Source organism: Lysobacter yangpyeongensis, from assembly GCF_042655745.1.
Taxonomy (GTDB): Bacteria; Pseudomonadota; Gammaproteobacteria; order Xanthomonadales; family Xanthomonadaceae; genus Agrilutibacter; species Agrilutibacter yangpyeongensis.
Genome location: NZ_JBHSNM010000004.1, coordinates 85,107 through 110,456 on the forward strand (window position 1 = coordinate 85,107; position 25,350 = coordinate 110,456).

Genomic DNA, 25,350 nt, shown 5'->3' on the forward strand with positions numbered 1-25,350 from the left:
GCTTTCGCGGGAATGACGAGCGAAAAAAAGCCCGGCGGTGAGGCCGGGCTTCTGCTGTTGCGAGGAAGCGCCGCGATTTACAACGCCGCCAATGCCGCATTGAACGTCGCGCTCGGCCGCATTGCCTGCGCCAGCTTCGCCATGTCCGGCTTGTAGTAGCCGCCGATGTCGACGGCCTTGCCCTGCACGGCGATCAGTTCCTCGACGATCTTCGCCTCGTTGTCGGTCAGCGCCTTCGCGATCGGGACGAACTTCGCTTTCAGCCCGGCATCGGCGTCCTGCGCGGCCAGCGCCTGCGCCCAGTACATCGCCAGGTAGAAATGGCTGCCGCGGTTGTCGATCGTGCCGAGCTTGCGGCCCGGCGACTTGTCGTTGTCGAGGAACTTCGCGTTGGCGGCGTCGAGCGCATCGGCGAGCACGCGGGCACGGGCGTTGCCGGTGGTGTCAGCGACGAATTCCAGCGAAGCCTGCAGGGCGAGGAATTCGCCGAGCGAATCCCAGCGCAGGTAGTCCTCCTGCACGAACTGCTGCACGTGCTTGGGCGCGGAACCGCCGGCGCCGGTCTCGAACAGGCCGCCGCCGGCCATCAGCGGCACGATCGACAGCATCTTGGCGCTGGTGCCCAGCTCCATGATCGGGAACAGGTCGGTGAGGTAGTCGCGCAGCACGTTGCCGGTGCACGAGATCGTGTCCTGGCCCTGGCGGATGCGCTGCAGCGACAGCTGCATCGCCTCGACCGGCGAGAGGATGCGGATGTCGAGCCCATTGGTGTCGTGGTCCTTCAGGTAACGCTCGACCTTGGCGATCAGGTTGCGGTCGTGCGCGCGCTGCGGGTCGAGCCAGAACACCGCCGGCGTGTTCGACAGGCGCGCGCGGTTCACCGCGAGCTTCACCCAGTCCTGGATCGGCGCGTCCTTGGTCTGGCACATGCGCCAGATGTCACCGGACTTCACCGCGTGTTCCATCAGCACGTGGCCGGCCTCGTCGCTCACGCGCACCACGCCGTCGGCGGCGATGTGGAAGGTCTTGTCGTGCGAGCCGTATTCCTCGGCCTTCTGCGCCATCAGGCCGACGTTGGGCACCGAACCCATCGTCGCCGGATCGAACGCACCGTGCGCCTTGCAGTCCTCGATCACCGCCTGGTAGATGCCGGCGTAGCAGCGGTCCGGGATCACCGCCTTGGTGTCCTGCAGCTGGCCCTGTGCGTTCCACATGCGGCCGCTGTCGCGGATCATCGCCGGCATCGAGGCGTCGACGATCACGTCCGACGGCACGTGCAGGTTGGTGATGCCCTTGTCGGAGTTGACCATCGCCACGCCCGGACGCTGCGCGTACAGCGCGGCGATGTCGGCTTCGATCTGCGCGCGCGTGTCGGCCGGCAGCGCGGACAGGCGCGCGTACAGGTCGCCGATGCCGTTGTTGGCGTCGAAGCCGACCTGTTCCAGCGCCGCGGCGTGCCTGCCCAGCACCGGCGCGTAGAAGCGGTTCACCGCGACGCCGAACATGATCGGGTCGGAGACCTTCATCATCGTCGCCTTCAGGTGCAGCGAGAACAGCACGCCCTGGGCGCGGGCGTCGTTGATCTGCGCATCGATGAATTCGCCCAGCGCGCGCGTGTCCATCACCGCCGCGTCGACGACTTCGCCGGCCAGCACCTTGAGGCCGGTCTTGAGCGCCTGGCTGCGGCCGTCGCTGCCGATCAGTTCGATCTTCAGCGCGGTCGGCTGCGCGATCACCGCCGACTGCTCGCTGCCGTAGAAGTCGCCGTCGGCCATGTGCGCGACGTGCGACTTCGAATCGGCGCTCCACGCGCCCATCTTGTGCGGGTGCTTGCGCGCGTAGTTCTTCACCGACAGCGGCGCGCGACGGTCGGAGTTGCCTTCGCGCAGCACCGGGTTGACCGCGCTGCCCTTGACGCGGTCGTAGCGCGCCTTGATTTCGGCGTCGCGTTCGCCGCGCGGTTCCTCGGGATAGTCGGGCAGCGCGTAGCCCTTGGCCTGCAGTTCCCTGATCGCGGCCAGCAGCTGCGGCACCGAGGCGCTGATGTTGGGCAGCTTGATGATGTTGGCCTCGGGCGTGGTGGCGAGCTGGCCCAGTTCGGCCAGATCGTCGGCGATCTTCTGGTCGTCGCGCAGGACGTCGGGGAACTGCGCGAGGATGCGGCCGGCCAGCGAGATGTCGCGGGTCTCCACCGCGATCCCGGCGGTGCCGGTGTAGGCCGCGACGATCGGCAGCAGCGACGCGGTGGCCAGGAACGGCGCCTCGTCGGTCAGGGTGTAGAGGATCTTCGGGGCGCTGCTCTCGGACATGAAGGGTCTCGCTGGCTCGTCGTTCGGTAAGGGGAGGGCGGCGGGAGAACCGCCGGCCGGCGGCGCGGGCCGCGGGCGGAAAGACCCGCCATTGTCGCGGTTCAGCTGGGGCCGGGCAAAGCCACAGCGAACCGCACGGACGCGTACGCAGCGTTGCGTCCGCTGCGACGACCCGGTCGCGTTGGCCTGAACAGGGGAGCACGCGGAAAGGTCAAAGCGCATTCATGCGCGGCTCGCGACACTCGATTGCGTGTTCATGGACACGGCCTTCACAAATGCTCAACAAACGCCTTGCCCCCGCGGTGCAACCGCGCTGTACTGGCACGGTGGATGCAGGGTGGGCATCACGCGTTCCGGTGGTACGGTCATGTTGAAGAAGTCGCTCCTGTTGCTGTTGTGCTTGCTGGGCGCCGCCTGCCAGAAGGCGGGCGAACCCGCGCCGGTGACCCTGGCCGACGACGCCAGCACCGGCCCCACGACGAAAGTGGTGTCGCAGCCGCTGCCGGAAATGGCGCCGCGCGACTACCTCAAGACCACCTACTGGCCCAACGCCGAGCTCGATGCCGGCGAGGCCTACATCAGCTGCGACTTCGACTACGTGCAATACGGCGATGGCGAGCGGCTGGAATCGCTGTCGTTCTTCGCCGTCGTCGACGCGCTGACGCCGTGCCAGCCCAAGGGCGTGGTGCGCCTGCGTTACGAGGGCAAGATCAACGCCGGCTTCGCCGCGCTGGTGCAGCGCGTGGCGGCGATTGCCGATCGCCTGGAAATTCCGGTGCGCATCCTCGACATCGAGTCCTCCGGTGGCCACGTCGAGGAAGCGATCCGCGCCGGCGACAGCATGGCCGAGTCGCGCTGGGCGATCTGGGTGCGTGAAGGCTCGTACTGCCACAGCTCGTGCGTGCTGATCCTGGCCGGTGGCGACACGCGTTCGATCGCCGGCGACGTCGGCATCCACCGCCTGTTCCGCGACCAGTCCAAGGCGACCTCGCGCGCCGAACTCAGCGCGGAGCTGCGCGACGTCAGCGGCCAGGTGCGCGATTACCTGATGCGCAACGGCGCCGACGTGCGCATCGCCGACCTGATGATGACCGTGGCCAACCGCCGCCTGCGCCTGCTCAGCACCGCCGAGCTGAAGGAATTCGGCCTGTCGGGCAGCAATGCGGTGCAGGACGACCTCGACCGCATCCGCCTGACGCGTCGTTGCGGCGAGGACTTCGCCCGCCGCCGCGATGCCTGGCTGCGCGCGTTCGAAAACGAATGCCTGGAACCGGGCAAGGCCTTCGAGGTGCTCGACCAGTGCGGTCGTTCGCTGGAGCCGCGCTTCGGCTTCCCCGACGCGAAGTGCCCTTCGGACAATCCGACTGCCGACCGCCGCGGCCTGCCGACCGGCACGGCGGCGAAGGCGCTGCTGATGCCGCCGCTGAAGCTCGACGCCGGCACGAAATCGGCCGAGGTGGTGAAGAAGTAGGCCGGGTCGCGTTACCAACCCGGCCTGCGTCGCCTCACCGCGCCAGCGGCGCGAGGGAAAGCCCGCTCACGCGCCGCAACACTTCTTGTACTTCTTGCCGCTGCCGCACGGGCAGGGCGCGTTGCGATCGGGCGTGGCGGCCTTGCGGATCGGTTCGCGCGGGGTGAGCGCGTCGATGCGGTGGTGGTGCAGGTCGGCGAGCATGCCCGGCAGCGAGGCGATGATCTCCAGGCGTTCGCGGTAGCTCACCGGCGTGCCGGGCGCCTCGGGGTCCTCGCCGAGCACTTCGCCGCTGGCGAGCTGGTCCAGGCGCGCGAAGATGTCCTCGATCCATTCGTTCTCGTCGAGCCACGTCTCCCACGCCGCCTCGCGCAGTTCGACGCCGCGGAAGAAGCCGAAGGCCCAGTCGCGGCCGACGTCGAGTTCGTCGGGATGTTCGGCCTCGGCTTCCTCGGGCAGCCACAGCAGCGGCGCGAGGTGTTCGGGCAGGTCGTCGTCGTCGTGGCGCACGCGCTGGCTGGCCATGTTCCAGTGGCCCTGCAGCAGCGCCTCGACTTCCGCGCGTTCGGCTTCGTCCGCCCAGCGCGGCGGCTTGCCCCAGACGGCCGGTTGCCACTCCTCGGCCTTCACGTCCTCGGGCGCGACCACCAGCGCGGAGAGATAGCCGTCCAGCGCTTCCAGATTGAACCCCTTGAAGGGCACGGCGCGCTGGTCGAGCAGATCGGACAGGCGCTCGATCTGCGCGTCGTCGAGGTAGGCGGGGACTTTCATGGCGGCGGGGGCGAAGAGAGGGGCGCACAGGGTAGTCGTTCGCGCGCGGCGTGGCATTCGTTGGCCGCTGCGCGCCGGGCCGGACCTCTGGCACATGGTCGGCTCCGGCGCCGGTTGCAGCGTGACGTGCCGTCCGGGAGGCTCGCCATGCGCTGCACACTGCTCCTCGTGTCGGCCCTCGTGCCTGGAGGTTCTGCCATGTCCGCGTCCGCCGCTCCCGCGCCGGCACACCGTCGCGATCGCCGACAATGGCGGCATGAACACCGCCGCTTCCGCCTGCCCCTGTCAGTCCGGCCGTTACTATGCCCAGTGCTGCGCGCCGTTGCACCAGGGCGCGGCCGCGCCCGATGCCGAAGCGCTGATGCGTTCGCGTTACGCGGCTTACGTGCGCGGCGATGCCGACTATCTGCTCGCGACCTGGCACGCCAGCACGCGACCGGAGCGACTGGACTTCGGCGACGCGGCGGCCACGCGCTGGCTTGGGCTGGACGTGAAGCGGCATGTGCGCCAGGACGCGGAGCACGCGGTGGTCGAATTCGTTGCGCGATATCGCATCGGCGGGGCGCCGGCGGTGCGCCTGCATGAGATCAGTCGCTTCGTGCGTGAGGAGGGGCGCTGGTTTTATGTCGATGGGGAATTTCCCGCGCGCTGAAATCCGCCGTTCCCGTCCGTTGAAATCCGCTGCTGCCCCGCGCATTGAATCCCGCTTCTCCCCGCGCGCGGGGAGAAGCTGCCCGGAGGGCTGATGAGGGGAGGCGAGCGCAGCGAGCTGCCTTTCCTGCGATGACGACGGACGAGCAACCGCAACGGCGAAACCGTCACGCATCGCCCAGACAAAAAAAGGGCGTGACTCGCGCCACGCCCGGGCTTGCCCAACCCCGCCGGTAGCGGGGCGGAGAGAGACGGTTCGCCTACTTCACTTCGAACTCGCGCGACTGCACGACGTTGCCGTCGAGCGAGACCTCGACCTTGTACTTGCCCTTGGGCCAGCCGTCGGGCTTGGCGATGTGGAATTCGGTGTTGCCCATGCCGGTCAGGTTGAGGTCGCGGCTTTCCTCGTTGACGGTCTGGTTGCTGTCGACGTGGGTCCACTTCACACCGAGCTTGCCGGGCACGCTGGCGGCCGGGTCGCTGGTGCTGGTGCCGATCGACACGTAGATCGTGTCCTTCGGCGCGAAGCTGGTCATCGGCGTGCCGATCTTCATGTCGGCGCCGACGGCATTGCCCAGATCGACGCTGGTGACCGTGGCGGTGGCGGGCATCGGGGCCGGTGCGGGCGTCGGTGTCGTCGCCGCGGGCGGCGTGCTCGCGACCGGCGCCGGTTCTTCCTTCTTCTTGCAGCCGACGAGGGCGACGGCGCCGAGGACGGCAAGCAGCAGGGCATGCGGAATGCGATGGCGGTTCATGCGTCTGGTTCCTTGGGGCAGGGAAGGGAATGCGGTGACGCGCGATCACTCGGCGTCGATCGAGGGGATCTTCAGCACCTGGCCGGGAAAGATCTTGTCGGGATCGCTGAGCTGGTCGCGATTCGCCTCGAAGATCAGCTGCCACTTGCTGGCCTTGCCGTAGTGCTCCTTGGCGATATGCGAAAGCGTGTCGCCCTTGGCCACGGTGTAGGTGGTTTCGCCGGCGCCGCCCGTGCCACCGCTGCCGCCGGTGATCTGTTCGGTGGACGAGGCTCCGGAGCGCACGTTGGAGAAATCGGGACGGCTCTGTTCGGTGCTGCCGGAGCCGCTCTGCACGTTGGAAAAGTCGGGCTTCTTCTCGTTGCTCATTGCGGGGTTTCCTCCCGGCGTCGTGACGACGCGGCAACGGTGGCACGCGACCTGTTAAGGAAATATCGCGGATTCAGGTCGGCGTGGCGTCATTGCCGCGCATCGCGACCGGCGTCCGGGCGCGCGGCGTCGGGCGTGCCGCGCCACGGATTGATGTCGAGCCCGCCGCGGCGCGTGTACCGCGCTTCCACCGACAGCGACTGCGGGCGGGTGCGCGCGAGCAGGTCGGTGAAGATGCGTTCGACGCACTGCTCGTGGAATTCGGCGTGGTCGCGGAACGACACCAGGTAGCGCAGCAGCGCCGCGCGGTCCAGGCGCGGGCCGCGGTAGGCGATCACGATGCGCGCCCAGTCCGGCTGGCCGGTGACCGGACAGTTGGACTTGAGCAGCGCGCTGCTGAGGGTTTCTGCGACGACCGCATCCGCATCGGCTGCGAGCAGCGCGGCGTCGGGCGGGCCGTAGGAGTCGATCGCCACCGGCAATCCGTCGATGGATTCGCCGGCGTCGCGCTCGTCGAGCGGCGGCAGGCCGAAGGCGACCGCCACGCTCGCGCCGGCGGCGCGAGCGAGGTCGTCGGCGATGCGCGCGCGCACCGCCTCGTCGCTCTCGAAGCGGGTCGCGTTGAACGAGTTGAGATAGAGCTTGAGCGACTTGGACTCGACCAGGTGCGGCGAGTGCGCGGGCACCTCGAACGTCGCCGTCGCCACGCGCGGCTTGCCCTGCGCGTCGAGCCAGCTCAGTTCGTACGCGTGCCAGCGATCGACGCCGACGAAGGGGAGGGCGTCGCCGTCGATGCCGATATGGCCGCGGCCGAGCGCGCGCGGGATCGGGAACAGCAGCGAGGCGTCGTATTCGCGCGGATAGTCGACGTGGCGGCCGAGCGGGAGGTCGTGATTCGCGGCAGGCGCAGTCATCCGGCGATTTTACCGGCGCGTGCGGCACCGCGCAGGAATCGGATATCGCCGCGTGCGCGCGCTGCGGACACTGGCGCTTCCCCTTCGCACGGAACCGCCATGCTCACGCTCTACGACTACCTGCCTTCGCAGAACGCCTGGAAGGTGCGGCAACTGCTCGCTCACCTGCAGCGGCCGCATCGCACGCAACCGGTGAGCATCTTCGAAGGCGAGGGCGGCACCGCGGCCTACCGCGCGATCAGCCCCACCGGCACGGTGCCGGCGATCGTGCTCGACGACGGGCGCGCGCTCGCCGAATCCAACGCGATCCTGATGTTTCTCGCCCAGGGCACGCCGTACCTGCCCGACGACGCCTACGGCCAGGCCCGGGTATGGCAGTGGCTGTGCTTCGAGCAGGAACGCATCGAAAGCCAGATCGGCGCGCTGCGCCACTGGACGCTGACCGGCAAGCTGGCGCGGCGGCCGGCCGCGCTGGTCGAACTCAAGCGCCAGGCCGGCGCCAATGCGCTGGCGATCCTCGAACGCGAACTGGCCACGCGCGACTTCATCGCCGGCGACCGCTACGGCATCGCCGACATCGCGCTGTTCGCCTACACGAGCCGGGCGGACGAGGCCGGCTTCGCGCTGGCGGACCACCCGCGGCTGGGGGCCTGGCTGGCGCGGGTCCGGGCGCAGCCGGGATTCGGGGCGGAAATGCACCCCTATTCGATCGATCCGCACTCCGGTCGCGAGCTCGGGGCCCCGATTCCGGCGCCCGGCGCGGCCTGAAAGCCACCCGGTCGGGGGAGGGGCGCGCGGGATAGGCCATCGGTCACGGCAACTGTTTTGGCCAAAAACGCATCTGAATCAGGGAGTTCCGCCTCACCGGACTCCCCCGCCCAAGACCAGGCCTTTGGTGGGGTGACTTCCGGCACAGGTGCATGATCGAAGTGGTGTTGTACTTTACCAACACACCAAGGCACACCCACCCCGCCCCCGAGGAAACCGCCATGAACGTCCGCAACTTCGAAGCCCGCCGCCAGGACAACGCCAAGTCCGCTCCCGCCGTCCAGCCCGCCCCGGTCCGCCACCTGCACCGCGAACGCGATTTCGGCGTCGGCTACGGCAACTCCAGCGGCTACGCCAGCAACCGCCGCTATTCCAGCAGTGGCTTCCAGCCCCTGTTCCGCTGCGCGTAACGCGCCCCCGCTCCGGGTCGCCGCGCCGCCCCCGCCCGCCCCGAGGAGAACGTCATGAACACCCGTTTTGCCGAAGTCCGCACCTCCCCCACCAACACCCCGGCCGCCGTCGCCGTGGCCGCCCCCGGCGCCGCGCAGGCCGCCGCCCCCCGCCATCTGCACCGCGAACGCGATTTCGGTGTCGGCTATGGCAACAGCAGCGGCTACGGCCTCGAGCGCCGCTACACCAGCAACGGCTTCGCGCCGCTGTTCCGTTTCGCCTGAGTCTTCTTCGCCATCGCGTCGCCCCGCGCGATGGCCTTGAGCCCCTTCCCCGTGGGTGCGGCCCCGGCCGGCGCGCAGGTTCCCTCCCCGCCGCGCGCGCTGGCCGGAGATCCGCCTTCCGTCGCGCCCTTCGGTGTTGCTCGAACACCGGCACCGGAATCGGGCGTCGCGTGTATCGTCGCGCGATGAACCAACCCGCCCCCACGCCGCGCCACGCGCGCCCGCTGTTCCGCACCGACACCACCCTCGACCAGCTCAATGCCCTGTCGAAGGACACGGCCATGATCCCGCTGGGCATCCGCTTCACCGAGATCGGCCCCGACTACCTCCGCGGCACGATGCCGGTCGATGCGCGCACGAAACAGCCCTACGGCCTGTTGCACGGCGGCGCGTCGGTGCTGCTGGCCGAGACGCTGGGCAGCACCGCCGGCGGACTGTGCGCGCCCGAAGGCAAGGGCGTGGTCGGCATCGAGATCAACGCCAACCACCTGCGCGGCGTGCGCGAGGGCATCGTCACCGGCACCGCGCGTGCGCTGCACGTGGGCGCGAGCACCCAGGTGTGGGAAATCCGCATCGAGGACGAGAGCGGGCGCCTGGTGTGCATCTCGCGGCTGACGCTGGCGGTGGTGGCGCGCGGTTGATCCGCGATGGATCGAAGCGGCAGTACGGAAATCGCTTTCCGTACGCCGCAGTGTGCAGGACGCGTCGCCGACACCGCGTCGCCGACGCGGTTTCACTTCCATCGGTCGCCGAAGCGGCAGTGATGGCGTTGCGGTTTCATTGCTCACCCGGGGTCGGTATCGTTCGCACATGACCGCGCCGTCCCCCACCATCGGCGCCACTGCGCCCGAGGCGCGGATGGCGCGCACGCTGCGTTATTGCTATCGCGTCCCGCTGCTGCTCTGGCACGTGCTGGTGCACTTGCCGCTGGCGATGCTGCTCACCACGCCCCTGACCGCGCGCCTGCGCTGGGGCGACGAATCGCTCGAACACCGCGTGATCCGCGCCTGGTCCGCCGGCCTGATGCGCGTGTTCGGTTTCCGCCTGCGCCGCGTCGGTACGCCGGTGCCGGGCGCGACGCTGTTCGTCGCCAACCATGTCAGCTGGATCGACATCGAGACGCTGCACAGCCAGCGCATGATGGGCTTCGTCGCCAAGCGCGAGATCCAGAGCTGGCCGGTCGTGGGCTGGCTGGCGCAGCGCGGCGAGACCATCTTCCACGCGCGTGGCAGCACCGAATCGCTGGGCGGCGTGCTGCACGAGATGCTGTCGCGGTTGCGCAACGGCCGCAGCGTCGGCGTGTTCCCGGAAGGCGGCACGCGCGGCGGGCGCGAGATCGGCCCGTTCCACGCGCGCATCTTCCTCGCCGCGGTCGAAGCCGGCGTGCCGGTGCAGCCGGTGGCGCTGCGCTACGGCGAAGGCGGTAGCGCGCAGCACGTGGTGGCGTTCCAGCCGCGCGAGAGTTTCTTCGCCAATTTCCTGCGCCTGCTCGGCGAGCCGCCGCGCGCCGCCGAAGTGCATTTCCTCGAAGCGATCGCGCCGGGCGAAGCCGACGGCCGTCGCCGCATCGCCGAACTCGCGCGCAGCCGCATCGTCGCGGCGATGGCGAGGCCGTAGTGGGGCGTACGACAGCGCGTCGCGGGGCCGCCGCGGCCGCGCCGACGCGGTCGAGTGCCGGCTCCAAACGGCGGGATTAAGGTCGGCGCATGCTCACCGCCGCCGACTACCGCCCGCCGCGCTGGCTGCGCAACGCGCACGTGCAGTCGCTGCTGGGCACCAGCGGGCTGCGGCGCTGGCACGGCGAGCGCGCGCTGCGCGACTGCGGGGCGGTGACCACCGGCCACCTGATCGACGGCGGCGACGGCGTGCGCCTGCACGGCCTGCACAGCACGATCCCCGGCACCACTCCGCGCGGACTCGCGCTGCTGCTGCACGGCTGGGAAGGCAGCGCCGAATCCAGCTACATGCGACTGACCGCGGCGCAGCTGCTGCGGCGCGGCTTCGAGGTGTTCCGGCTCAACTTCCGCGACCACGGCGACACGCACCACCTCAACGAAGGCATCTTCCACTCCAACCGCATCGACGAGGTCGTGCACGCCGCCTGCGATGTGGCCGATCGCTTCGCGCGCCGGCCGCTGGTCGTGGCCGGGTATTCGCTGGGCGGCAACTTCGCCCTGCGCCTGGCCCTGCGCGCGCCGGCGGCGGGCCTCGACCTCGCCCACGTCAGCGCGGTGTGCCCGGTGCTCGATCCGGCGCGCACCATGGAATCGATGGAACGCGGGTTGCCGGTGTACATGTGGTACTTCGAGCGCAAGTGGCGCGGCTCGCTGGCGCGCAAGCGCGAGCTGTTCCCGCAGGTGCACGCCTTCGACAACCAGGTGCTGGGCCTGCGCATGCGGCCGCTGACCCAGTGGCTGGTCGAGCGCCACACCGAGTTCGGCACGCTGGACAACTACTTCGACGGCTACTCGATCGCCGGCAGCCGCCTGGCCGCCCTGCAGGTGCCCGCCAGCATCCTGATGGCGGCGGACGATCCGGTGATCCCGGTGGCCGGTTTCGACCAGCTGCAACTGCCGGCCGATGCGCGGCTGGAGATCTCGCCCTGGGGCGGGCATTGCGGCTTCCTGGAAAACGCCCGGCTGGAAGGCTTCGCCGAGCGCTGGACCGCCGAACGCCTGGCCGCGGCGCTGCCGGCGGCGCGCGATTCCTAGGGAAAACCGCGGCCGGCGCGGGCCGGCCGCGCGGCTTACAATCGCCGACTTTCCTGCATTTCCGACGAAGCCCTCCCATGTACGAGCCCATTCTCGACGCGCTGCGCCGCGGCGCCGCCGCCGACGCGCTGTCCGCCGCCCGCGACGCCGTCGCCGCCAACCCGCAGGACCCCACCGCCCACCGCCTGCTGGCCGCGTCGCTGCAGCTGGACGGCGACAGCGCCGGGGCACTGGCCGCGGTCGACGCCGCGCTGGCGCTGGCGCCCGACGACGCGGGCCTGCACGTGGAGCGCGCCGGCCTGCTGCTGGGCGCGCGCCAGCTTGACGAGGCGCAGGCCGCGCTCGCCCGCGCCACGGGTCTCGATCCGAACCAGTTCCCCGCCTACATCATGCAGGGCCAGCTCGCACTGAGCCGCGGCGACATCGCCGAAGCCGAGCGCCTGGCCCGGCTCGCCGCGCGCATCGCGCCGGACCATCCGCAGGTGGCGGCGATCGAGGGCATGACCACCCTGCGCCGCGGCGATGCCGATCGCGCGCTGGCGATCCTCTCGCAGGCGGCGCAGAAGGCGCCCGACGAACCCACCCTGCGCAACGCGCTCGGCTTCGCCTACATCGCCAAGGGCCACTTCGCCTTCGCCGAGCAGTGCTTCCGCAAGCAGCTGGAAGGGCAGCCCGAATCGGTGCCGCTGCGCGCGCTCATCGCCGACCTGATGCGCCGCCAGGGCCGTTTCGCCGAGGCGGCCGACGAAGCCGCCGCGCTGCTGGAAGCCGGCCGCGGCACGCCGGGCCTGCAGCGCGTGGTCGGCGAACTGCAGTTGCAGGCCGGACGCAACGAGCAGGCGCTGGCGCCGCTGAAGGCCGCGTTCGCCGCGATGCCGCGCGATCGCCGCACCCTGGAAGCGCTGATCGAATACTGGCGCCGCAGCAACGACCTGGACGACGCGCGCGCCACCCTGGACGCGGCGCTCGCCGCGCATCCGCAGGAAGACAACCTGTGGCGCGCGCGCCTGGCGGCCGAGCCCTTCGCCGGGCCCGAAGCGCTCGCGGTGGTGGAACGCTGGATGGAAGCCGCGCCCGACTACATCCCGGCGCTGCAGGCGCGCGCGGCGATCCACGACCACTTCGGCGAAACCGACGAGGCCGACGCGATCGCCTACCAGATCGTCGCCATCCAGCCGGGCCACACCCAGGCCGAACTGCGCATCGTCGATCGCCTGCTGCAGACCGATCCGCTCGCCGCCGTCGCCCGCGTGCGCGACCTGATCGAGCGCGCCCCGGCCGTGGACGCCAAGCGCCTGCTGCGCCAGCTGCTGGGCCGTTGTCTCGACGTCGCCGGCGAAAGCGCGCAGGCCGCCGCGGAATGGGCGGCGTTGCAGGCCGAAGTCGCCGACCAGCGCCTGCCGCTGCCGCCGCTGACCGCGGCCACCGGTGAACTGGCGCCGCTGGCGCCGCTGCCGGACCCCGCGCCCGGCGTGCTGCTGCTGTGGGGTCCGCCCGGCTCGCTGGTCGACCGCATCGCGCTCAACTTCGACTACGCGCGCGGCCCGATCCGCATCGACCGGTACGGCCCGCAACCGCCGCGCGATCCGCTGCAGCGCTACGGCACGCCGCAGGAACTGCTCGACGGCCGCCTCGACGGCGCCTACCTGGTCAGCCAGTGGCGCGCCGCGCTGCCGCAGCGGGGTATCGCCGACGGCCAGGTGTTCGACTGGCTGCTGTGGTGGGACAACGCCCTGCTGCACGCGCTGCGCCCGCACCTGCCCGAAGCGGTGGTGATGTTCGCCATCCGCGATCCGCGCGACATGCTGCTGGAATGGCTGGCCTTCGATTCGCCGCAACGCTTCCAGCTGCCCTCGCCGGAGGTGGCTGCGCAATGGCTCGCCGCGTCGCTCGCGCAGATCGCCGAGCTGCACGAAGGCGACCTGTTCCCGCACCGCCTGCTCAGGCTCGACGACATCGCCTACGACCCGCCGGCACTGGCGGCCGCGGTCGGCGCGGCGCTGGAGATCGCCCTGCCGCCGCTGCCGGCGCTGGGCATCCGCCATTTCGCGCCGGGCCACTGGCGCGACTACGCCGGGCCGCTGGCGGAGGCGTTCGCGCTGCTCACGCCGGTCGCGGTACGGTTGGGCTATCCGGAAAACTGACGCGACGGCCGCGACCGTCGCCGGGCCGCCCGTGCCTGCGGGCGGCTGCTTCCAGGACCCAGGAGCCCCGACCATGCAGATCCGCAGCGACAGTTTCGAACACCGCCACCGCATCCCCGCCGAATTCGCCGCCGGCCAGCCCACGGCCGACGGTTTCGGTTTCGCCCCCAACCGCAATCCGCACCTGGCCTGGAGCGACGTGCCGGAGGGCACGCGTTCGTTCGCGCTGCTGTGCATCGATCCGGACGTGCCGACCGACCCGGGCGTGGCGGAAATTCCCAGCGCGCAGCCGCGCACCGACTTCACCCACTGGGCGATGGTCGACATTCCCGCCGACGTGCGCGAACTCGCGGCCGGCAGCTGCAGCGACGGCGTGGTGGCGCGCGGCAAGCGTGAGCCGCGCGGACCGGCGGGCAGCCGCCAGGGCCTGAACGACTACACCGGCTGGTTCGCCAACGACGCCGAGATGAGCGGCGACTGGCGCGGCTACGACGGCCCGTTCCCGCCGCCGCACGACCAGCGCCTGCATCGCTACTTCTTTCGCGTGTTCGCGCTCGACGTGGAACGCCTCGACGTGCCCGATCGCTTCACCGCCGGCGACGTGCTGCAGGCGATGCACGGCCACGTGCTCGGCGAGGCCTCGATCTACGGCACCTATTCGCTCAATCCCGCGATCACCGAGTGAACCGCGCGGCCGGCGGGGTCACTGCCCCGCCGGCACCAGCAGCAACAGGGCGATGCCGAGCGCCACGCGATACAGCGCGAACACCGTGAAGCGGTGGTGCTGGATGTAGTGCAGCAGCCATTTCACCGCGGCGAAGGCGGTGAGCGCCGAGGCGACGAAGGCCACGCCCAGCGCCGACCAGTCCTCGTGCGCCGCGCCGCCGCTGCCGACCACGGCGATCAGTTCGTAGCCGGTGGCCGCGAACATGGTGGGAATCCCGACCAGGAACGCGAACTCCGTCGCCGCCGCGCGCTGGGTGGTGCCCGCGAGCAGGGCGACGAAGATGGTCGTCGCCGAACGCGAGGTGCCCGGGAACACGCCCGCGACGACCTGCGCGAGGCCGACCAGGATCGCGACCGTCCAGGTGATCGTCGCGCGTTCGCCCAGCACCGCCGCGCGGCGCGCCGCGAGCGTTTCGGCGAGCAGCATCCACAGCGCGCCGAGCACCAGCGCGACGGCGATGGGGGTGACCGTCGCCGGCAACTGGAAGCCGGCCTTTTTCAGCAGCAGGCCGAGCACGGCGGTGACGCCGAAGGCCGCGGCCAGCTTGCCCGCGTAGGCGCGGCTCTCGTGCTCGCTGAAGAACTGGTTGGCCAGCTGCCACAGGCGCTGGCGGTAGATCAGCACCACCGCGAGGATCGCGCCGGCCTGGATCGCGACGTTGAACAGGTCGCTGCGCGCGCCGAGCCAGCGCTCGGCGATCAGCAGGTGCCCGGTGCTGGAGACCGGCAGGAATTCGGTGATGCCTTCGATGATGCCGAGCAGCAGCGCGGCGAGCAGGTCGGTCATTGGGAAGCGGGGATTGGGGATCCGGGTTGGGAGATTCGGGAAAGCGAACCCCTGGGGGAGCGGCAGGATAGCGAATCGGGTGTGTGCACCGGGATGGGGCGGAGGCGAGTCAGTCGCACCAGATTGGTGCTGGTTGGATTCGATCGGCACTGCCCAGATCAATGGCTTAGCGCGCGGATCGGTTTGGCATGACAGTTGCTACCAGTCGTGCGTCGCAAGGCGTTTGCGAATCCCGATCCCGACCCACCCATCCGGACCCCAGACCATGTCGCTCGAACACGTCGAAAAACTCATCAAGGACCACAAGGTCGAATTCGTCGACCTGCGCTTCACCGACATGCGCGGTGTGCAGCACCACGTGACCTTCCCCAAGTCGATCGTCGAGCCTTCGCTGTTCGAGGACGGCAAGATGTTCGACGGTTCGTCGATCTCCGGCTGGAAGGGCATCAACGAATCGGACATGGTGCTGCTGCCCGACGCGTCGACCGCGTTCCTGGATCCGTTCACCGCCGATCCGACCCTGGTGCTGACCTGCGACATCCTCGATCCGGCCACCATGCAGGCCTATTCGCGCGATCCGCGCGGCGTCGCCAAGCGCGCCGAGGCCTACCTGAAGTCCTCCGGCATCGCCGACCAGGCCTTCTTCGGTCCGGAGCCGGAATTCTTCATCTTTGACAGCGTCCGTTTCGCGAATGAAATGGGCCACACCTTCTTCCACATCGATTCGGAAGAAGCGCACTGGAACTCCGGCCGCGAATACGAAGGCGGCAACACCGGCTACCGGCCGATGGTGAAGGGCGGCTACTTCCCGGTCGCGCCGCTCGACTCGCTGCACGACATCCGCGCCGAGATGTGCAAGACGCTGGAACAGGTCGGCATGGAAGTGGAAGTGCACCACCACGAAGTGGCCAACGCCGGCCAGTGCGAGATCGGCACCAAGTTCAACTCGCTGGTGAAGAAGGCCGACGAACTGCTGACGATGAAGTACGTCATCAAGAACGTCGCCCACCGCAACGGCAAGACCGCGACGTTCATGCCGAAGCCAATCGTCGGTGACAACGGCAGCGGCATGCACGTGCACCAGTCGCTGGCGAAGGACGGCAAGAACCTGTTCTCCGGCGACGGCTACGGCGGCCTGTCGCAGATGGCGCTGTGGTACATCGGCGGCATCTTCAAGCACGCGCGCGCGATCAACGCGTTCGCCAACTCGACCACCAACTCGTACAAGCGCCTGGTGCCGGGCTTCGAGGCGCCGGTGATGCTGGCCTACTCGGCGCGCAACCGTTCGGCGTCGTGCCGCATTCCGTACGTGTCCAACCCGAAGGCGCGCCGCATCGAAATCCGCTTCCCCGATCCGATGAACTCCGGCTACCTGACCTTCGCCGCGCTGATGATGGCCGGTCTGGACGGCATCCGGAACCAGATCGATCCGGGCGCGCCCAGCGACAAGGACCTGTACGACCTGCCGCCGGAAGAAGAGAAGAACATCCCGACCGTGTGCCACTCGCTCGACCAGGCGCTGGAAGCGCTGGACAAGGACCGCGAGTTCCTCAAGGCCGGCGGCGTGTTCACCGACGACTTCATCGACGGCTACATCGCGCTGAAGATGCAGGAAGTCACCCGCTTCCGCGCGGCGACGCACCCGCTCGAGTACCAGATGTACTACACGATCTGAGCGGTTTGGCTCGAAGCCCTCTCCCTCCGGGAGAGGGGTTGGGGTGAGGGTGCGGCGAAGCGACGATGTCCGAACACTCCGTGCCGGCAGCGTTCACGAAAATCTGCCCAAGCATCGTCGCTGTTGAGCCCCTCTCCCTCCGGGAGAGGGGTTGGGGTGAGGGTGCGACGAAGCGGTACCGCGTGGTTTGCGGCAGCAGTGCAGTGTTCGACACAGGTGCATTGCTTGCAGCGCCATCCGGTGCGGGCGTCGCTTCGCCGAACCCTCATCCGCCCCTTCGGGGCACCTTCTCCCGGAGGGAGAAGGGAGCAGCAGCACCACGCATCGCTATGAACCGCTCTCCCACGGGAGAAGGGTTGGCGTGAGGACTCGAGCAACAGCAGCACCGCTGCAACGCGCACGCCGCTTGAGCCCCTCTCCCTCCGGGAGAGGGGTTGGGGTGAGGGTTCGGCGAAGCGGTACGGCGTGGTTTGCGGCAGCAGTGCAGTGTTCGACACAGGTGCATTGCTTGCAGCGCCATCCGGAGCGGAGTCGCTTCGCCGAACCCTCATCCGCCCCTTCGGGGCACCTTCTCCCGGAGGGAGAAGGGAGCAGCAACGGCAGCAACGGCAGCAACGGCAGCAACGGCAGCAACGGCAGCAACGGCAGCAACGGCAGCAACGGCAGCAACGGCAGCAACGGCAGCAACGGCAGCAACAGCTGCAACAGCTGCAACAGCTGCAACAGCAGCAACAGCAGCAGCAGCAGCAACAGCAGCAACAGCAGCAACAGCAGCAACAGCAGCAACAGCAGCAACAGCAGCAACAGCAGCAACAGCACAGCAACAGCCGCAACAGCGGGAACAGCAACACTGCCGCAGAGCACCAGAGCGCCGCCCCGCCCCCCCACGGGCAGCGTGCGCCGCACATGCACTATATTGGTGCAATGTCCGAACAGGCCGCGCCACCGCTGGATCAGCTGACCACGCCGCTGGGCTGGGCCGATGCGGCCGGGGTGCTGCTGGGAGGCAATGCAGCGCTGGCCCGCTGGCTCGGCGTGAGCAGCCGGCGTCTGCCGGGCGTGCCGCTGGCCGCGCTCGAGGTCGATGGCGAGATGCTCGCCCGCGTGCTGGCCGACAGCGCCGGTGAGCCGTCCGCCCCGCGCGACTCCGCCCGGCTGCGCCGGCTCGCGCTCGCCTTCCCGGGGCACGACGCGCCCCGCTTCGCCGACGTTAACCTGCTGCGCACCGACACGGGCTGGCTGTTCGAGGCGCACCCGGTCGATGAATTCCCCGGCGAGGATCCGGCCGTTGCGCTGCCCTCCGCCTTGTCGGCGGCGCTCAAGGGCCTCGCCCACGAATTGCGCAATCCGCTGGCCGGGCTGAAAGGCGCCGCGCAGCTGCTGGCGCGCCGCATCGCCAGCAGCAGCGAGGACGATCGCGATTCGCGCGAACTGGTGGCGTTGGTCGAGGCCGAAGTCGCGCGCCTGTCCGCGCTGCTCGACCGCCTGCTGTCGCCCACGCCGGCGCAGCCGCACGAACCGCTCAACATCCACGCCGTGCTCGAGCGCGTGCTGCGCCTGGCCGAAGCCGATGCCGGCTGGGCGGTGAAGCTGGTGCGCGACTACGACCCGAGCCTGCCCGAACTCACCGGCGACGCCGACCGCCTCACCCAGGCGGTGTGGAACCTGGTGCGCAACGCGATCGAGGCCGGCGCCGCCAACGTCACCCTGCGCACGCGCGCCGAACACGGCGTGCGCATCGGCGACGAAGCGCACACGCTCGCGCTGCGTCTGGAGATCAGCGACGACGGCCGCGGCGTGCCGGACGAACTGGCCGAGCGCGTGTTCCTGCCGCTGGTGACCGGCCGCGCCGAAGGCACCGGGCTGGGCCTCGCACTCGCGCAGCAGGTCGCGCGCGAACACCGCGGTTCGCTGGTATACCGCTCGCGGCCGGGGCACACCGTGTTCACGCTGCTGCTGCCGGTGAACGGGGAAGCGGAACATGGCGGGTGATGCGCTTCGCACCGCTGCCGTGGCAAGGATGAGGTTCCCGCTTGCGCGGGAATGACGAGCAATAGCAGCGCCCGATTTCCAGCCTCCCGCTTCCAGCCTCCCGCTTCCAGCCTCCGTTTCCAGCGTAAAGCCAAGCCACCAACCCATGCCCGCCACGCCCCGCATCTGGATCGTCGACGATGACCGCAGCGTCCGCTTCGTGCTGGCCACGGCGCTGCGCGACGAAGGCTACGAGGTCGACGGTTTCGAGAACGCGGCCGATGCGCTCGCTGCGCTGCGCACGCGCGCGGTGCCGGATCTGCTGTTCACCGATGTGCGCATGCCCGGCGACGACGGTCTGGTGCTGCTGGAGAAACTCAAGGCCACGCACCCCGAGCTGCCGGTGATCGTGATGAGCGCGTACACGGACGTGGCCAGCACCGCCGGGGCGTTTCGTGGCGGCGCGCACGAGTTCCTGTCCAAGCCGTTCGACCTCGACGACGCGGTGGCGTTGGCCGGTCGCGCACTGCCCTTGCGTAATGATGTTTTGCCTGCACAGGGAAGTGCGGGTATGGGAACCGGGCCCGCCAGCGAGAGCGGGGCCCGATCGCCCTCCGTCGAGCCGCAACTGGTCGGCACCGCACCGGCGATGCGCGCGCTGTTCCGCGCGATCGGCCGCCTCGCCCAGGCCCCGCTGTCGGTGCTCATCACCGGCGAGACCGGCACCGGCAAGGAACTCGTCGCCCGCGCCCTGCATCGCGAATCGCCGCGCGCGTCGCGGCCGTTCGTCGCGCTCAACACCGCCGCAATTCCGGCCGAGTTGCTGGAGAGCGAGTTGTTCGGCCACGAAGCCGGCGCGTTCACCGGCGCCACGCGCCGCCACCTCGGCCGCTTCGAACAGGCCAACGGCGGCACGCTGTTCCTCGACGAGATCGGCGACATGCCGCTGCCGCTGCAGACGCGGTTGCTGCGCGTGCTGGCGGAGGGCGAATTCTTCCGTGTCGGCGGGCGCGAGCTGATCCGCGTCGACGTGCGCGTGATCGCGGCCACGCACCAGGACCTGGAAACGCTGGTGGCCGACGGCCGTTTCCGCGCCGACCTGCTGCATCGCCTCGACGTCGTGCGCCTGCGCCTGCCGCCGCTGCGCGAACGCCGCGACGACATCCCGCTGCTGGCGGCGCGTTTCCTCGCCGCGGCCGCACAGCGCTTCGACACGCCGCCCAAGCGCCTGGGCAAGGCCGCGCTGGAGTGCCTGTTCGCGCACGACTGGCCGGGCAACGTGCGCGAACTGGAAAACCTGTGCTGGCGGCTGGCCGCACTGGCGCCGGGCGAGGCGATCGGCGTCGCCGATGTCGAAGCCGCGTTGCCGGCTGCGGCCGCGACGGCGACGTCCGCCACCGCCAGCGACGACTGGGATGCCGCACTGGCGCGCTGGGCGCGCACGCAACTCGATGCCGGGCGCGAGGACATCCATGCGCGGGCCCGCGAGCGCTTCGACCGCGCCCTGCTCGAAGCCGCGCTGGAACACACCAGCGGCCGGCGCGCCGAGGCGGCGGCGCGCCTGGGCCTGGGCCGCAACACGCTGACGCGCAAGCTGGGCGCGGGGCGCAAGCGCCGCTGAGTCGGCGGCCGCGGCGCAGCGCACACACGCCGCAAAGCGGCCTTGGGCTAGATTCGGACGTTCGTCGCCGACCAAGGAGGAATCCCATGTCCGTCATCCGTCTGCGCTGCGCGCTGGCCATCGCCATCGCTGCCGCCCTGGGCGCATGCAGTACCGCGCCGACCTCGTCGCCCGCGCCGTCCACGGTCCCGCCGCCCGTCGCCGCACCGGAAGTGCCGATGGCGCGCGGCGCCACGGTCACGCTCGCGCCGGCATCCGGCAGTTTGGTGAGCGGCAAGCTGAGCGCGACGCCGATGGCGAACGGCGTGCACCTCACCGGCGAGATCGGAGGCCTCGCCCCGAACAGCACGCACGCGATCCACATCCACGAGAAGGGCGATTGCAGCGCGGCCGACGCGACCAGCGCCGGTGGCCACTTCAACCCCGCACAGCAGCCGCACGGACGCGTCGGCGCCGGTCCGCACCACGGCGGCGACATGGACAACATCGTCGCCGATGCCAACGGCGTGGCGCATGTCGACGTGCACGCACTGGGCGTCAGCCTCGGCGGCGGCGCCGGCAACATCGGCGGCCGCGCGGTCGTGGTGCACGGCGCGCCCGACGACTACGCGACGCAGCCGGCAGGCAATGCCGGCCCGCGCGTGGCTTGCGGGGTGGTCACGCTGGTGCCGTAGGCCGCCCGCGTAGCGGTCCGTCTTTCGTCGGCGTGGCGCCGTTGCGATGATGGGCGCCGGACGAGGGGAGGATCGGATGCGTCGAATCGCGTCGTGGGTGCTGGCCGGGCTCTGCCTGACCGTGTGGGGCCAGCCGCAGGCCAGCGAATGGTCGAACCTGCCCGAGCTGGAGGCGCGCAAGTTCATCCAGGCGCGCGCCGCGGAGGACTTCCGTTCCGGGCGGATGGCCGAGATTGACGCGCGGATGGCGCAACTGGTCCGGGATTCCACCCGCACGAGCAGTGGCCTGTGGGTCAGCGGCCTGTACTACGGCGGCCTCCGATCGGCGGTCATCACCGATACGCCGCAGACGGACGAGATGCTGGGCGTGCTGGAACAGCGCACCCTGGAATGGACACGGCAGCGGCCGCACTCGGCGGTCGCGCGCGTGCTGCACGCGCAGGTGATCGTGCGCCGTGCCTGGCGGATCCGCGGCGGCGGCTATGCGTACACCGTGCCGGACGACGCATGGGCGCCCTTCCACGCCGGACTGCGCCGGGCCGAGGCCTACCTGGAGCAGGAAAAGGCCGTTGCCGCCGCCGTGCCGGACTACTACCTGGCCCTCGCCGAGATCGCCAAGGCCCTGGGCAAGCCGCGCCGCGACATCGATGCCCTGCTCGCGGAATGCGACCGCCGCTACCCGGGCTACTACCCGCTCTACTTCGAGATCCTCAACTACCTGTTGCCGAAGTGGCATGGCGACGCCGCGGAAATCGAACGCTTCGCCCGCGACGCGGTGCGGCGCACCCAGGCATTCGAAGGCGACTCGATGTACGCGCGCATCTACTGGTTCGCCGCGCAGGGCGACTTCCGGAATGACCTGTTCTGGTCCACCAATGCCCGGTGGGACCTGATGAAGCGCGGCTTCGAGGATGTCGTCGCGCGCTATCCGGACCAGTGGAATTACCAGAACTACGCGCACTTCGCCTGCGAGGCGGACGATACCCGGACGCTCACCACGCTGATGTCCCGGTTCGTGAAACCGCCGATGCTGGCGGCGGCCTGGAGCGGCGGCATCGGCCTGGCGGAATGCGAGCGACGCGCCGGCCGCCAGTCGCTCTAGCGCGGACGTTATTGCAGTTGCGCTTCCGCGTCGGCCTCGCCGGCGCAATGCACGAAGTTGACCGCCACCCCATGCGCGCCCAGCACCGCGGCGATCTGCCGCTGTCGCGCAAGGAAATGCTCGTGCTGGCGTTCCAGCTTCGCCCGGCATTCGGGCGTGTGGCAGGGCGCGTCGCCGGCGTAGCGCTGCTTCCACGCGCGCGGTTCGAACAGAGCGATGCGCGCCTCGCCGCCGGTGTAATGCACCAGCGGCTCCGGCGGCGCGTCCAGCCAGGCTTCGCCATCGGGGTCGAGCAGGGCGGTTTCCAGCAGCGGCCACAGCGGCGCGAGGCCCGCGTGTTCGTACTGCAGCGCCGTCATCGCGGCGAGATCGTGCGCGGTGAGGTAGCGCGCGTGTTCGATCTCGACGCCGAACGCGGCCTGCGCCGCCAGCGCGGTCGCCGCGCCAGCCATGCCTTTCTCGATCAGTTCGCGCTCGAAGCGGTCGCCCACGCGCGCGACGATGTCGGCCTCGCCACCGAGCACGAACGGCACCAGCCGGAACGGTCCGCCGACGTAATCGGCTGCGGGCGCCAGCGCGCCGGGCAGCTGCGCCTCGTGCGCGCCGAAGGCGATGACACGGCCCGCGGCGTCGCCGGGTGCGCGCGCGGACAGCTGGTCGAGTTCGCGGTGCAGGGCCCAGCCCGGGCGCAGCAGTTCGACCGGGTCGTAGTGCGCGCCCACCGTCACCAGCTGCAGCTGCGCCGCTTCGGGCGCGAAGGTCGCCAGATCGCGCGCCATGTGCGCGGCCAGTTCGCCCGCTTCGGCCTGCGCCAGCTGGGTCCGCGCCACCGGCGCGGCGCCGCGCAGTTCCAGCGCCAGCGCGCCGAGTACGTGCAGGGGCGGCGCGGAAACAGGGCGGCGGGAAGCGTCGTCGTCGGCGGAACTCATGCGGGAATCTGTCTCGATGTCGGCGGACGGGCCGTGAAGGCCGCGTCCGCGGTTGGTCGCGCCCGGAGGCGGCGCTACACTCGCGGCCATTATCACCGTCCGCAAGAGTATGGCGGGCGGTACCGCCCATGACGATGCCGGTCGCGCTGCCCGCGCGGCGTCGTCGCCACAACCGAAGGTGCCCGATGCGACCCATCCGTCCCGTTGCCGTGCTCGGCGGCGTCCGTATCCCGTTCTGCCGCCAGAACACCGCCTACGCGGACGTCGGCAACCTGGGCATGTCGGTACGCACGCTGGGCGCGCTGGTCGAGAAGTTCGGCCTGCACGGACAGCAGCTGGGCGAAGTCGCGATGGGCGCGGTGATCAAGCACTCCAGCGACTGGAACCTCGGCCGCGAGGCGACGCTGTCCTCGGGACTGTCGCCGCTGACGCCGGGCATCACCATGCAGCGCGCCTGCGGCACCTCGCTCGACACCATCGTCGCGATCGCCAACAAGATCGCCACCGGCCAGATCGAGGTCGGCGTCGGCGGCGGTTCGGACACCACTTCCGACGTGCCGATCGTGTACGGCAAGCAGCTGCGCCGCCGCCTGCTCAACGCGGCGATGGGCAAGACCACGCAGGACAAGCTGCGCGCGTTCAAGGGTTTCCACTTCCGCGAACTCAAGCCGGATTTTCCCGGTGTCGCCGAGCCGCGCACCGGCAAGTCGATGGGCGACCACTGCGAGGACATGGCCAAGGAATGGAACATCGCCCGCGACTCGCAGGACGAGTGGGCGCTGAGCTCGCACAAGAAGCTCGCCGCGGCCTACGAGCGCGGCTTCTTCGACGACCTGGTGGTGAGCTTCCGCGGCATTTCGCGCGACAACATCCTGCGTCCGGATTCGACCCTGGAAAAACTCGCCTCGCTGAAGCCGGCCTTCGACAAGACCTCGGGCCGCGGCACGCTGACCGCCGCCAATTCCACACCGCTCACCGACGGCGCCGCCGCCTGCCTGCTCGCCTCCGAAGACTGGGCGCGCGCGCACGGGCATGAAGTGCTGTGCCACCTGCGCGACGCGCACGTCGCCGCAGTCGATTTCGTCCACGGCGAAGGCCTGCTGATGGCGCCGACCATCGCCGTGCCGGAAATGCTCAAGCGCAACGGCCTGACCCTGCAGGACTTCGACATCTACGAAATCCACGAGGCCTTCGCCGCGCAGGTGCTGTGCACGCTGCGCGCGTGGGAGAGCGAGGAGTACTGCCGCAACCGCCTGGGCCTGGACGCGCCGCTGGGTCGGATCGATCCGGCGAAGATCAACCCGCTGGGTTCCTCGCTCGCCGCGGGCCATCCCTTCGCCGCGACCGGCGCGCGCATCATCGCCACCGCCGCCAAGCAGCTGAAGGAACGTGGCGGCGGCCGCGCGCTGGTGTCGATCTGCACCGCGGGCGGGATGGGCGTGGTGGCGATCCTGGAACGCTGATCGGGCAGCGCACGGGCTGCCTGGCGATGCGCACGCCGGCATCGTCTTGGCGCGGCCGCACTGCACGCGGATACTGCGCGCCCCGTTGGATGATCGAAGGAATCCCGTGCACCGGATGCTGATCGCGCTGTTGCTGTGCGCCGTCCACGCGCCCGCCTGGACGCGCGAAGCGCCGGCGCCCGGCTGCCTGGATGCGCGGCGGATGAGCGAGGCGCGCCAGGCCGATGCGCGGACGCTGGCGATCCTGCAGGACGATGGCGCCGCCTTCCGCCTCGACCTGGCCGACGCCTGCCCCGATGTGATCGCCACTGACGGACGCGCGAACCTGCTGGCGCGCGAAGGCTGGGTCTGCACCGGCGCACCGGCCTTCGTCGCCGACAGTGCGCGTCGTTGCGCGGTGACCGCAGTCGCGCCGATCGACGCGCGCGCGTACGCAGCGCTGGCCCGCGCCAGCCACGGCGACGATGGCGTGACCACGCTCGATGCCGTGACGGTGAAGGGCGAGCGCGCGCACGGTTTCGCCGGTTCGCCGGCGTACTGCGTGGATCCACGCTGGATGCGCGGCTGGAGCGAGGATCCGACCGGCCTGCTGATCGAAGTCTCGCCCAAGCGCGCGCACGGGCACCGCTTCTACCGCATCGAACTGGGCAGCAGCTGCCCGGAACTCGCCAACGCGGTGACCGTCGCGCTGCATTCGGGCATGGGCGTGGGCGTGGTCTGCGGCAATGCCGGCGACACCGTCGAGGTGATACCGGACGCGCCGGGGGGTGGCGCACCGGCGCTGTTCCGCGGCGGCCTGGCGTCGCGCGTGCAGTGCCAGGTGGCGGCGGTTTATCCCGTCGACGGCTGAACCTTCCGCGCGCTG

Annotated in this window: 25 protein-coding genes; 17 read left to right on the forward strand and 8 right to left on the reverse strand. The window is 70.2% G+C overall.

The window, feature by feature from the left end:
- Positions 1-77: 77 nt before the first annotated feature.
- The gene (locus ACFPN1_RS12420) at positions 78-2,309 is read right to left on the reverse strand and encodes an NADP-dependent isocitrate dehydrogenase (RefSeq protein WP_386755361.1); all 2,232 of its coding nucleotides are present in this window, start codon (positions 2,307-2,309) and stop codon (positions 78-80) included.
- Positions 2,310-2,676: 367 nt separating this feature from the next.
- Here ACFPN1_RS12420 and ACFPN1_RS12425 point away from each other — a divergent pair, with 367 nt between their 5' ends.
- Positions 2,677-3,780 (forward strand): COG3904 family protein, encoded by a 1,104-nt coding sequence (locus tag ACFPN1_RS12425; protein WP_386755362.1) that lies wholly within the window; start codon positions 2,677-2,679, stop codon positions 3,778-3,780.
- Positions 3,781-3,846: 66 nt separating this feature from the next.
- Here the strand turns inward: ACFPN1_RS12425 and ACFPN1_RS12430 are convergent, their stop codons facing one another.
- Entirely contained in the window at positions 3,847-4,551 is a 705-nt protein-coding gene (locus tag ACFPN1_RS12430; protein ID WP_386755364.1) for a UPF0149 family protein, read from the reverse strand.
- Positions 4,552-4,807: 256 nt separating this feature from the next.
- Between ACFPN1_RS12430 and ACFPN1_RS12435 the strand changes: the two genes are divergently transcribed.
- Entirely contained in the window at positions 4,808-5,203 is a 396-nt protein-coding gene (locus ACFPN1_RS12435) for a YchJ family protein (protein WP_386755365.1), read from the forward strand.
- A 259-nt stretch (positions 5,204-5,462) separates the two neighbouring features.
- On the opposite strand, the gene ACFPN1_RS12440 is transcribed toward ACFPN1_RS12435, so the two are convergent.
- The 3 genes from ACFPN1_RS12440 to queF all read right to left on the reverse strand — a co-directional run bounded on the left by ACFPN1_RS12440 (position 5,463) and on the right by queF (position 7,240).
- On the reverse strand, positions 5,463-5,957 hold the full coding sequence (locus ACFPN1_RS12440) for a hypothetical protein (protein WP_386755366.1): 495 nt from the start codon (positions 5,955-5,957) through the stop codon (positions 5,463-5,465).
- Positions 5,958-6,002: 45 nt separating this feature from the next.
- Positions 6,003-6,326 carry a LysM peptidoglycan-binding domain-containing protein gene (locus ACFPN1_RS12445; RefSeq protein ID WP_386755367.1) on the reverse strand — a complete coding sequence of 108 codons (324 nt, stop codon included), beginning with the start codon at positions 6,324-6,326 and terminating at the stop codon, positions 6,003-6,005.
- Positions 6,327-6,415: 89 nt separating this feature from the next.
- On the reverse strand, positions 6,416-7,240 hold the full coding sequence (queF, locus tag ACFPN1_RS12450; RefSeq protein WP_386755368.1) for an NADPH-dependent 7-cyano-7-deazaguanine reductase QueF: 825 nt from the start codon (positions 7,238-7,240) through the stop codon (positions 6,416-6,418).
- Positions 7,241-7,339: 99 nt separating this feature from the next.
- Here queF and ACFPN1_RS12455 point away from each other — a divergent pair, with 99 nt between their 5' ends.
- The 8 genes from ACFPN1_RS12455 (at position 7,340) to ACFPN1_RS12490 (ending at position 14,222) form a co-directional block, all read left to right on the forward strand.
- On the forward strand, positions 7,340-8,008 hold the full coding sequence (locus ACFPN1_RS12455; RefSeq protein ID WP_386755370.1) for a glutathione S-transferase family protein: 669 nt from the start codon (positions 7,340-7,342) through the stop codon (positions 8,006-8,008).
- 221 nt (positions 8,009-8,229) lie between these two features.
- Positions 8,230-8,418, forward strand: a complete 189-nt coding sequence (locus ACFPN1_RS12460) for a hypothetical protein (RefSeq protein ID WP_386755371.1) — start codon at positions 8,230-8,232, stop codon at positions 8,416-8,418.
- A gap of 54 nt (positions 8,419-8,472) precedes the next feature.
- A complete protein-coding gene (locus tag ACFPN1_RS12465; protein ID WP_386755372.1) occupies positions 8,473-8,682 on the forward strand; it encodes a hypothetical protein in 210 nt (69 codons plus the stop codon).
- 281 nt (positions 8,683-8,963) lie between these two features.
- A complete protein-coding gene (locus tag ACFPN1_RS12470) occupies positions 8,964-9,323 on the forward strand; it encodes a hotdog fold thioesterase (protein WP_386755513.1) in 360 nt (119 codons plus the stop codon).
- Between the two features lie 169 nt (positions 9,324-9,492).
- Positions 9,493-10,299, forward strand: coding sequence for a lysophospholipid acyltransferase family protein (locus ACFPN1_RS12475; protein WP_386755374.1), 807 nt, complete (start codon positions 9,493-9,495; stop codon positions 10,297-10,299).
- 89 nt (positions 10,300-10,388) lie between these two features.
- Positions 10,389-11,393, forward strand: a complete 1,005-nt coding sequence (locus tag ACFPN1_RS12480) for a YheT family hydrolase (protein ID WP_386755375.1) — start codon at positions 10,389-10,391, stop codon at positions 11,391-11,393.
- A gap of 77 nt (positions 11,394-11,470) precedes the next feature.
- Complete coding sequence (locus ACFPN1_RS12485; protein WP_386755376.1) at positions 11,471-13,537, forward strand: tetratricopeptide repeat protein; 2,067 nt, start codon at positions 11,471-11,473, stop codon at positions 13,535-13,537.
- A gap of 73 nt (positions 13,538-13,610) precedes the next feature.
- A complete protein-coding gene (locus tag ACFPN1_RS12490) occupies positions 13,611-14,222 on the forward strand; it encodes a YbhB/YbcL family Raf kinase inhibitor-like protein (RefSeq protein ID WP_386755377.1) in 612 nt (203 codons plus the stop codon).
- A gap of 18 nt (positions 14,223-14,240) precedes the next feature.
- On the opposite strand, the gene ACFPN1_RS12495 is transcribed toward ACFPN1_RS12490, so the two are convergent.
- Positions 14,241-15,050 (reverse strand): undecaprenyl-diphosphate phosphatase, encoded by an 810-nt coding sequence (locus tag ACFPN1_RS12495; RefSeq protein WP_386755378.1) that lies wholly within the window; start codon positions 15,048-15,050, stop codon positions 14,241-14,243.
- A gap of 265 nt (positions 15,051-15,315) precedes the next feature.
- On the opposite strand from ACFPN1_RS12495, the gene glnA reads away from it, so the two are divergent.
- On the forward strand, positions 15,316-16,725 hold the full coding sequence (gene glnA / locus ACFPN1_RS12500) for a type I glutamate--ammonia ligase (protein WP_386755379.1): 1,410 nt from the start codon (positions 15,316-15,318) through the stop codon (positions 16,723-16,725).
- 327 nt (positions 16,726-17,052) lie between these two features.
- Here the strand turns inward: glnA and ACFPN1_RS12505 are convergent, their stop codons facing one another.
- Positions 17,053-17,544 carry a hypothetical protein gene (locus ACFPN1_RS12505; protein ID WP_386755380.1) on the reverse strand — a complete coding sequence of 164 codons (492 nt, stop codon included), beginning with the start codon at positions 17,542-17,544 and terminating at the stop codon, positions 17,053-17,055.
- A gap of 105 nt (positions 17,545-17,649) precedes the next feature.
- On the opposite strand from ACFPN1_RS12505, the gene ACFPN1_RS12510 reads away from it, so the two are divergent.
- The 4 genes from ACFPN1_RS12510 to ACFPN1_RS12525 all read left to right on the forward strand — a co-directional run bounded on the left by ACFPN1_RS12510 (position 17,650) and on the right by ACFPN1_RS12525 (position 22,093).
- On the forward strand, positions 17,650-18,717 hold the full coding sequence (locus ACFPN1_RS12510) for a two-component system sensor histidine kinase NtrB (RefSeq protein WP_386755381.1): 1,068 nt from the start codon (positions 17,650-17,652) through the stop codon (positions 18,715-18,717).
- A 145-nt stretch (positions 18,718-18,862) separates the two neighbouring features.
- Entirely contained in the window at positions 18,863-20,317 is a 1,455-nt protein-coding gene (gene ntrC / locus ACFPN1_RS12515) for a nitrogen regulation protein NR(I) (RefSeq protein ID WP_386755382.1), read from the forward strand.
- A 95-nt stretch (positions 20,318-20,412) separates the two neighbouring features.
- Positions 20,413-20,991 carry a superoxide dismutase family protein gene (locus ACFPN1_RS12520; protein WP_386755515.1) on the forward strand — a complete coding sequence of 193 codons (579 nt, stop codon included), beginning with the start codon at positions 20,413-20,415 and terminating at the stop codon, positions 20,989-20,991.
- Positions 20,992-21,067: 76 nt separating this feature from the next.
- Positions 21,068-22,093, forward strand: coding sequence for a hypothetical protein (locus tag ACFPN1_RS12525; protein ID WP_386755383.1), 1,026 nt, complete (start codon positions 21,068-21,070; stop codon positions 22,091-22,093).
- 8 nt (positions 22,094-22,101) lie between these two features.
- Here the strand turns inward: ACFPN1_RS12525 and ACFPN1_RS12530 are convergent, their stop codons facing one another.
- Complete coding sequence (locus ACFPN1_RS12530) at positions 22,102-23,022, reverse strand: hypothetical protein (protein WP_386755385.1); 921 nt, start codon at positions 23,020-23,022, stop codon at positions 22,102-22,104.
- 185 nt (positions 23,023-23,207) lie between these two features.
- Between ACFPN1_RS12530 and ACFPN1_RS12535 the strand changes: the two genes are divergently transcribed.
- Positions 23,208-24,485, forward strand: coding sequence for an acetyl-CoA C-acetyltransferase (locus tag ACFPN1_RS12535; RefSeq protein ID WP_386755386.1), 1,278 nt, complete (start codon positions 23,208-23,210; stop codon positions 24,483-24,485).
- A 115-nt stretch (positions 24,486-24,600) separates the two neighbouring features.
- Positions 24,601-25,335 (forward strand): hypothetical protein, encoded by a 735-nt coding sequence (locus ACFPN1_RS12540; RefSeq protein ID WP_386755517.1) that lies wholly within the window; start codon positions 24,601-24,603, stop codon positions 25,333-25,335.
- Positions 25,336-25,350: the final 15 nt, after the last annotated feature.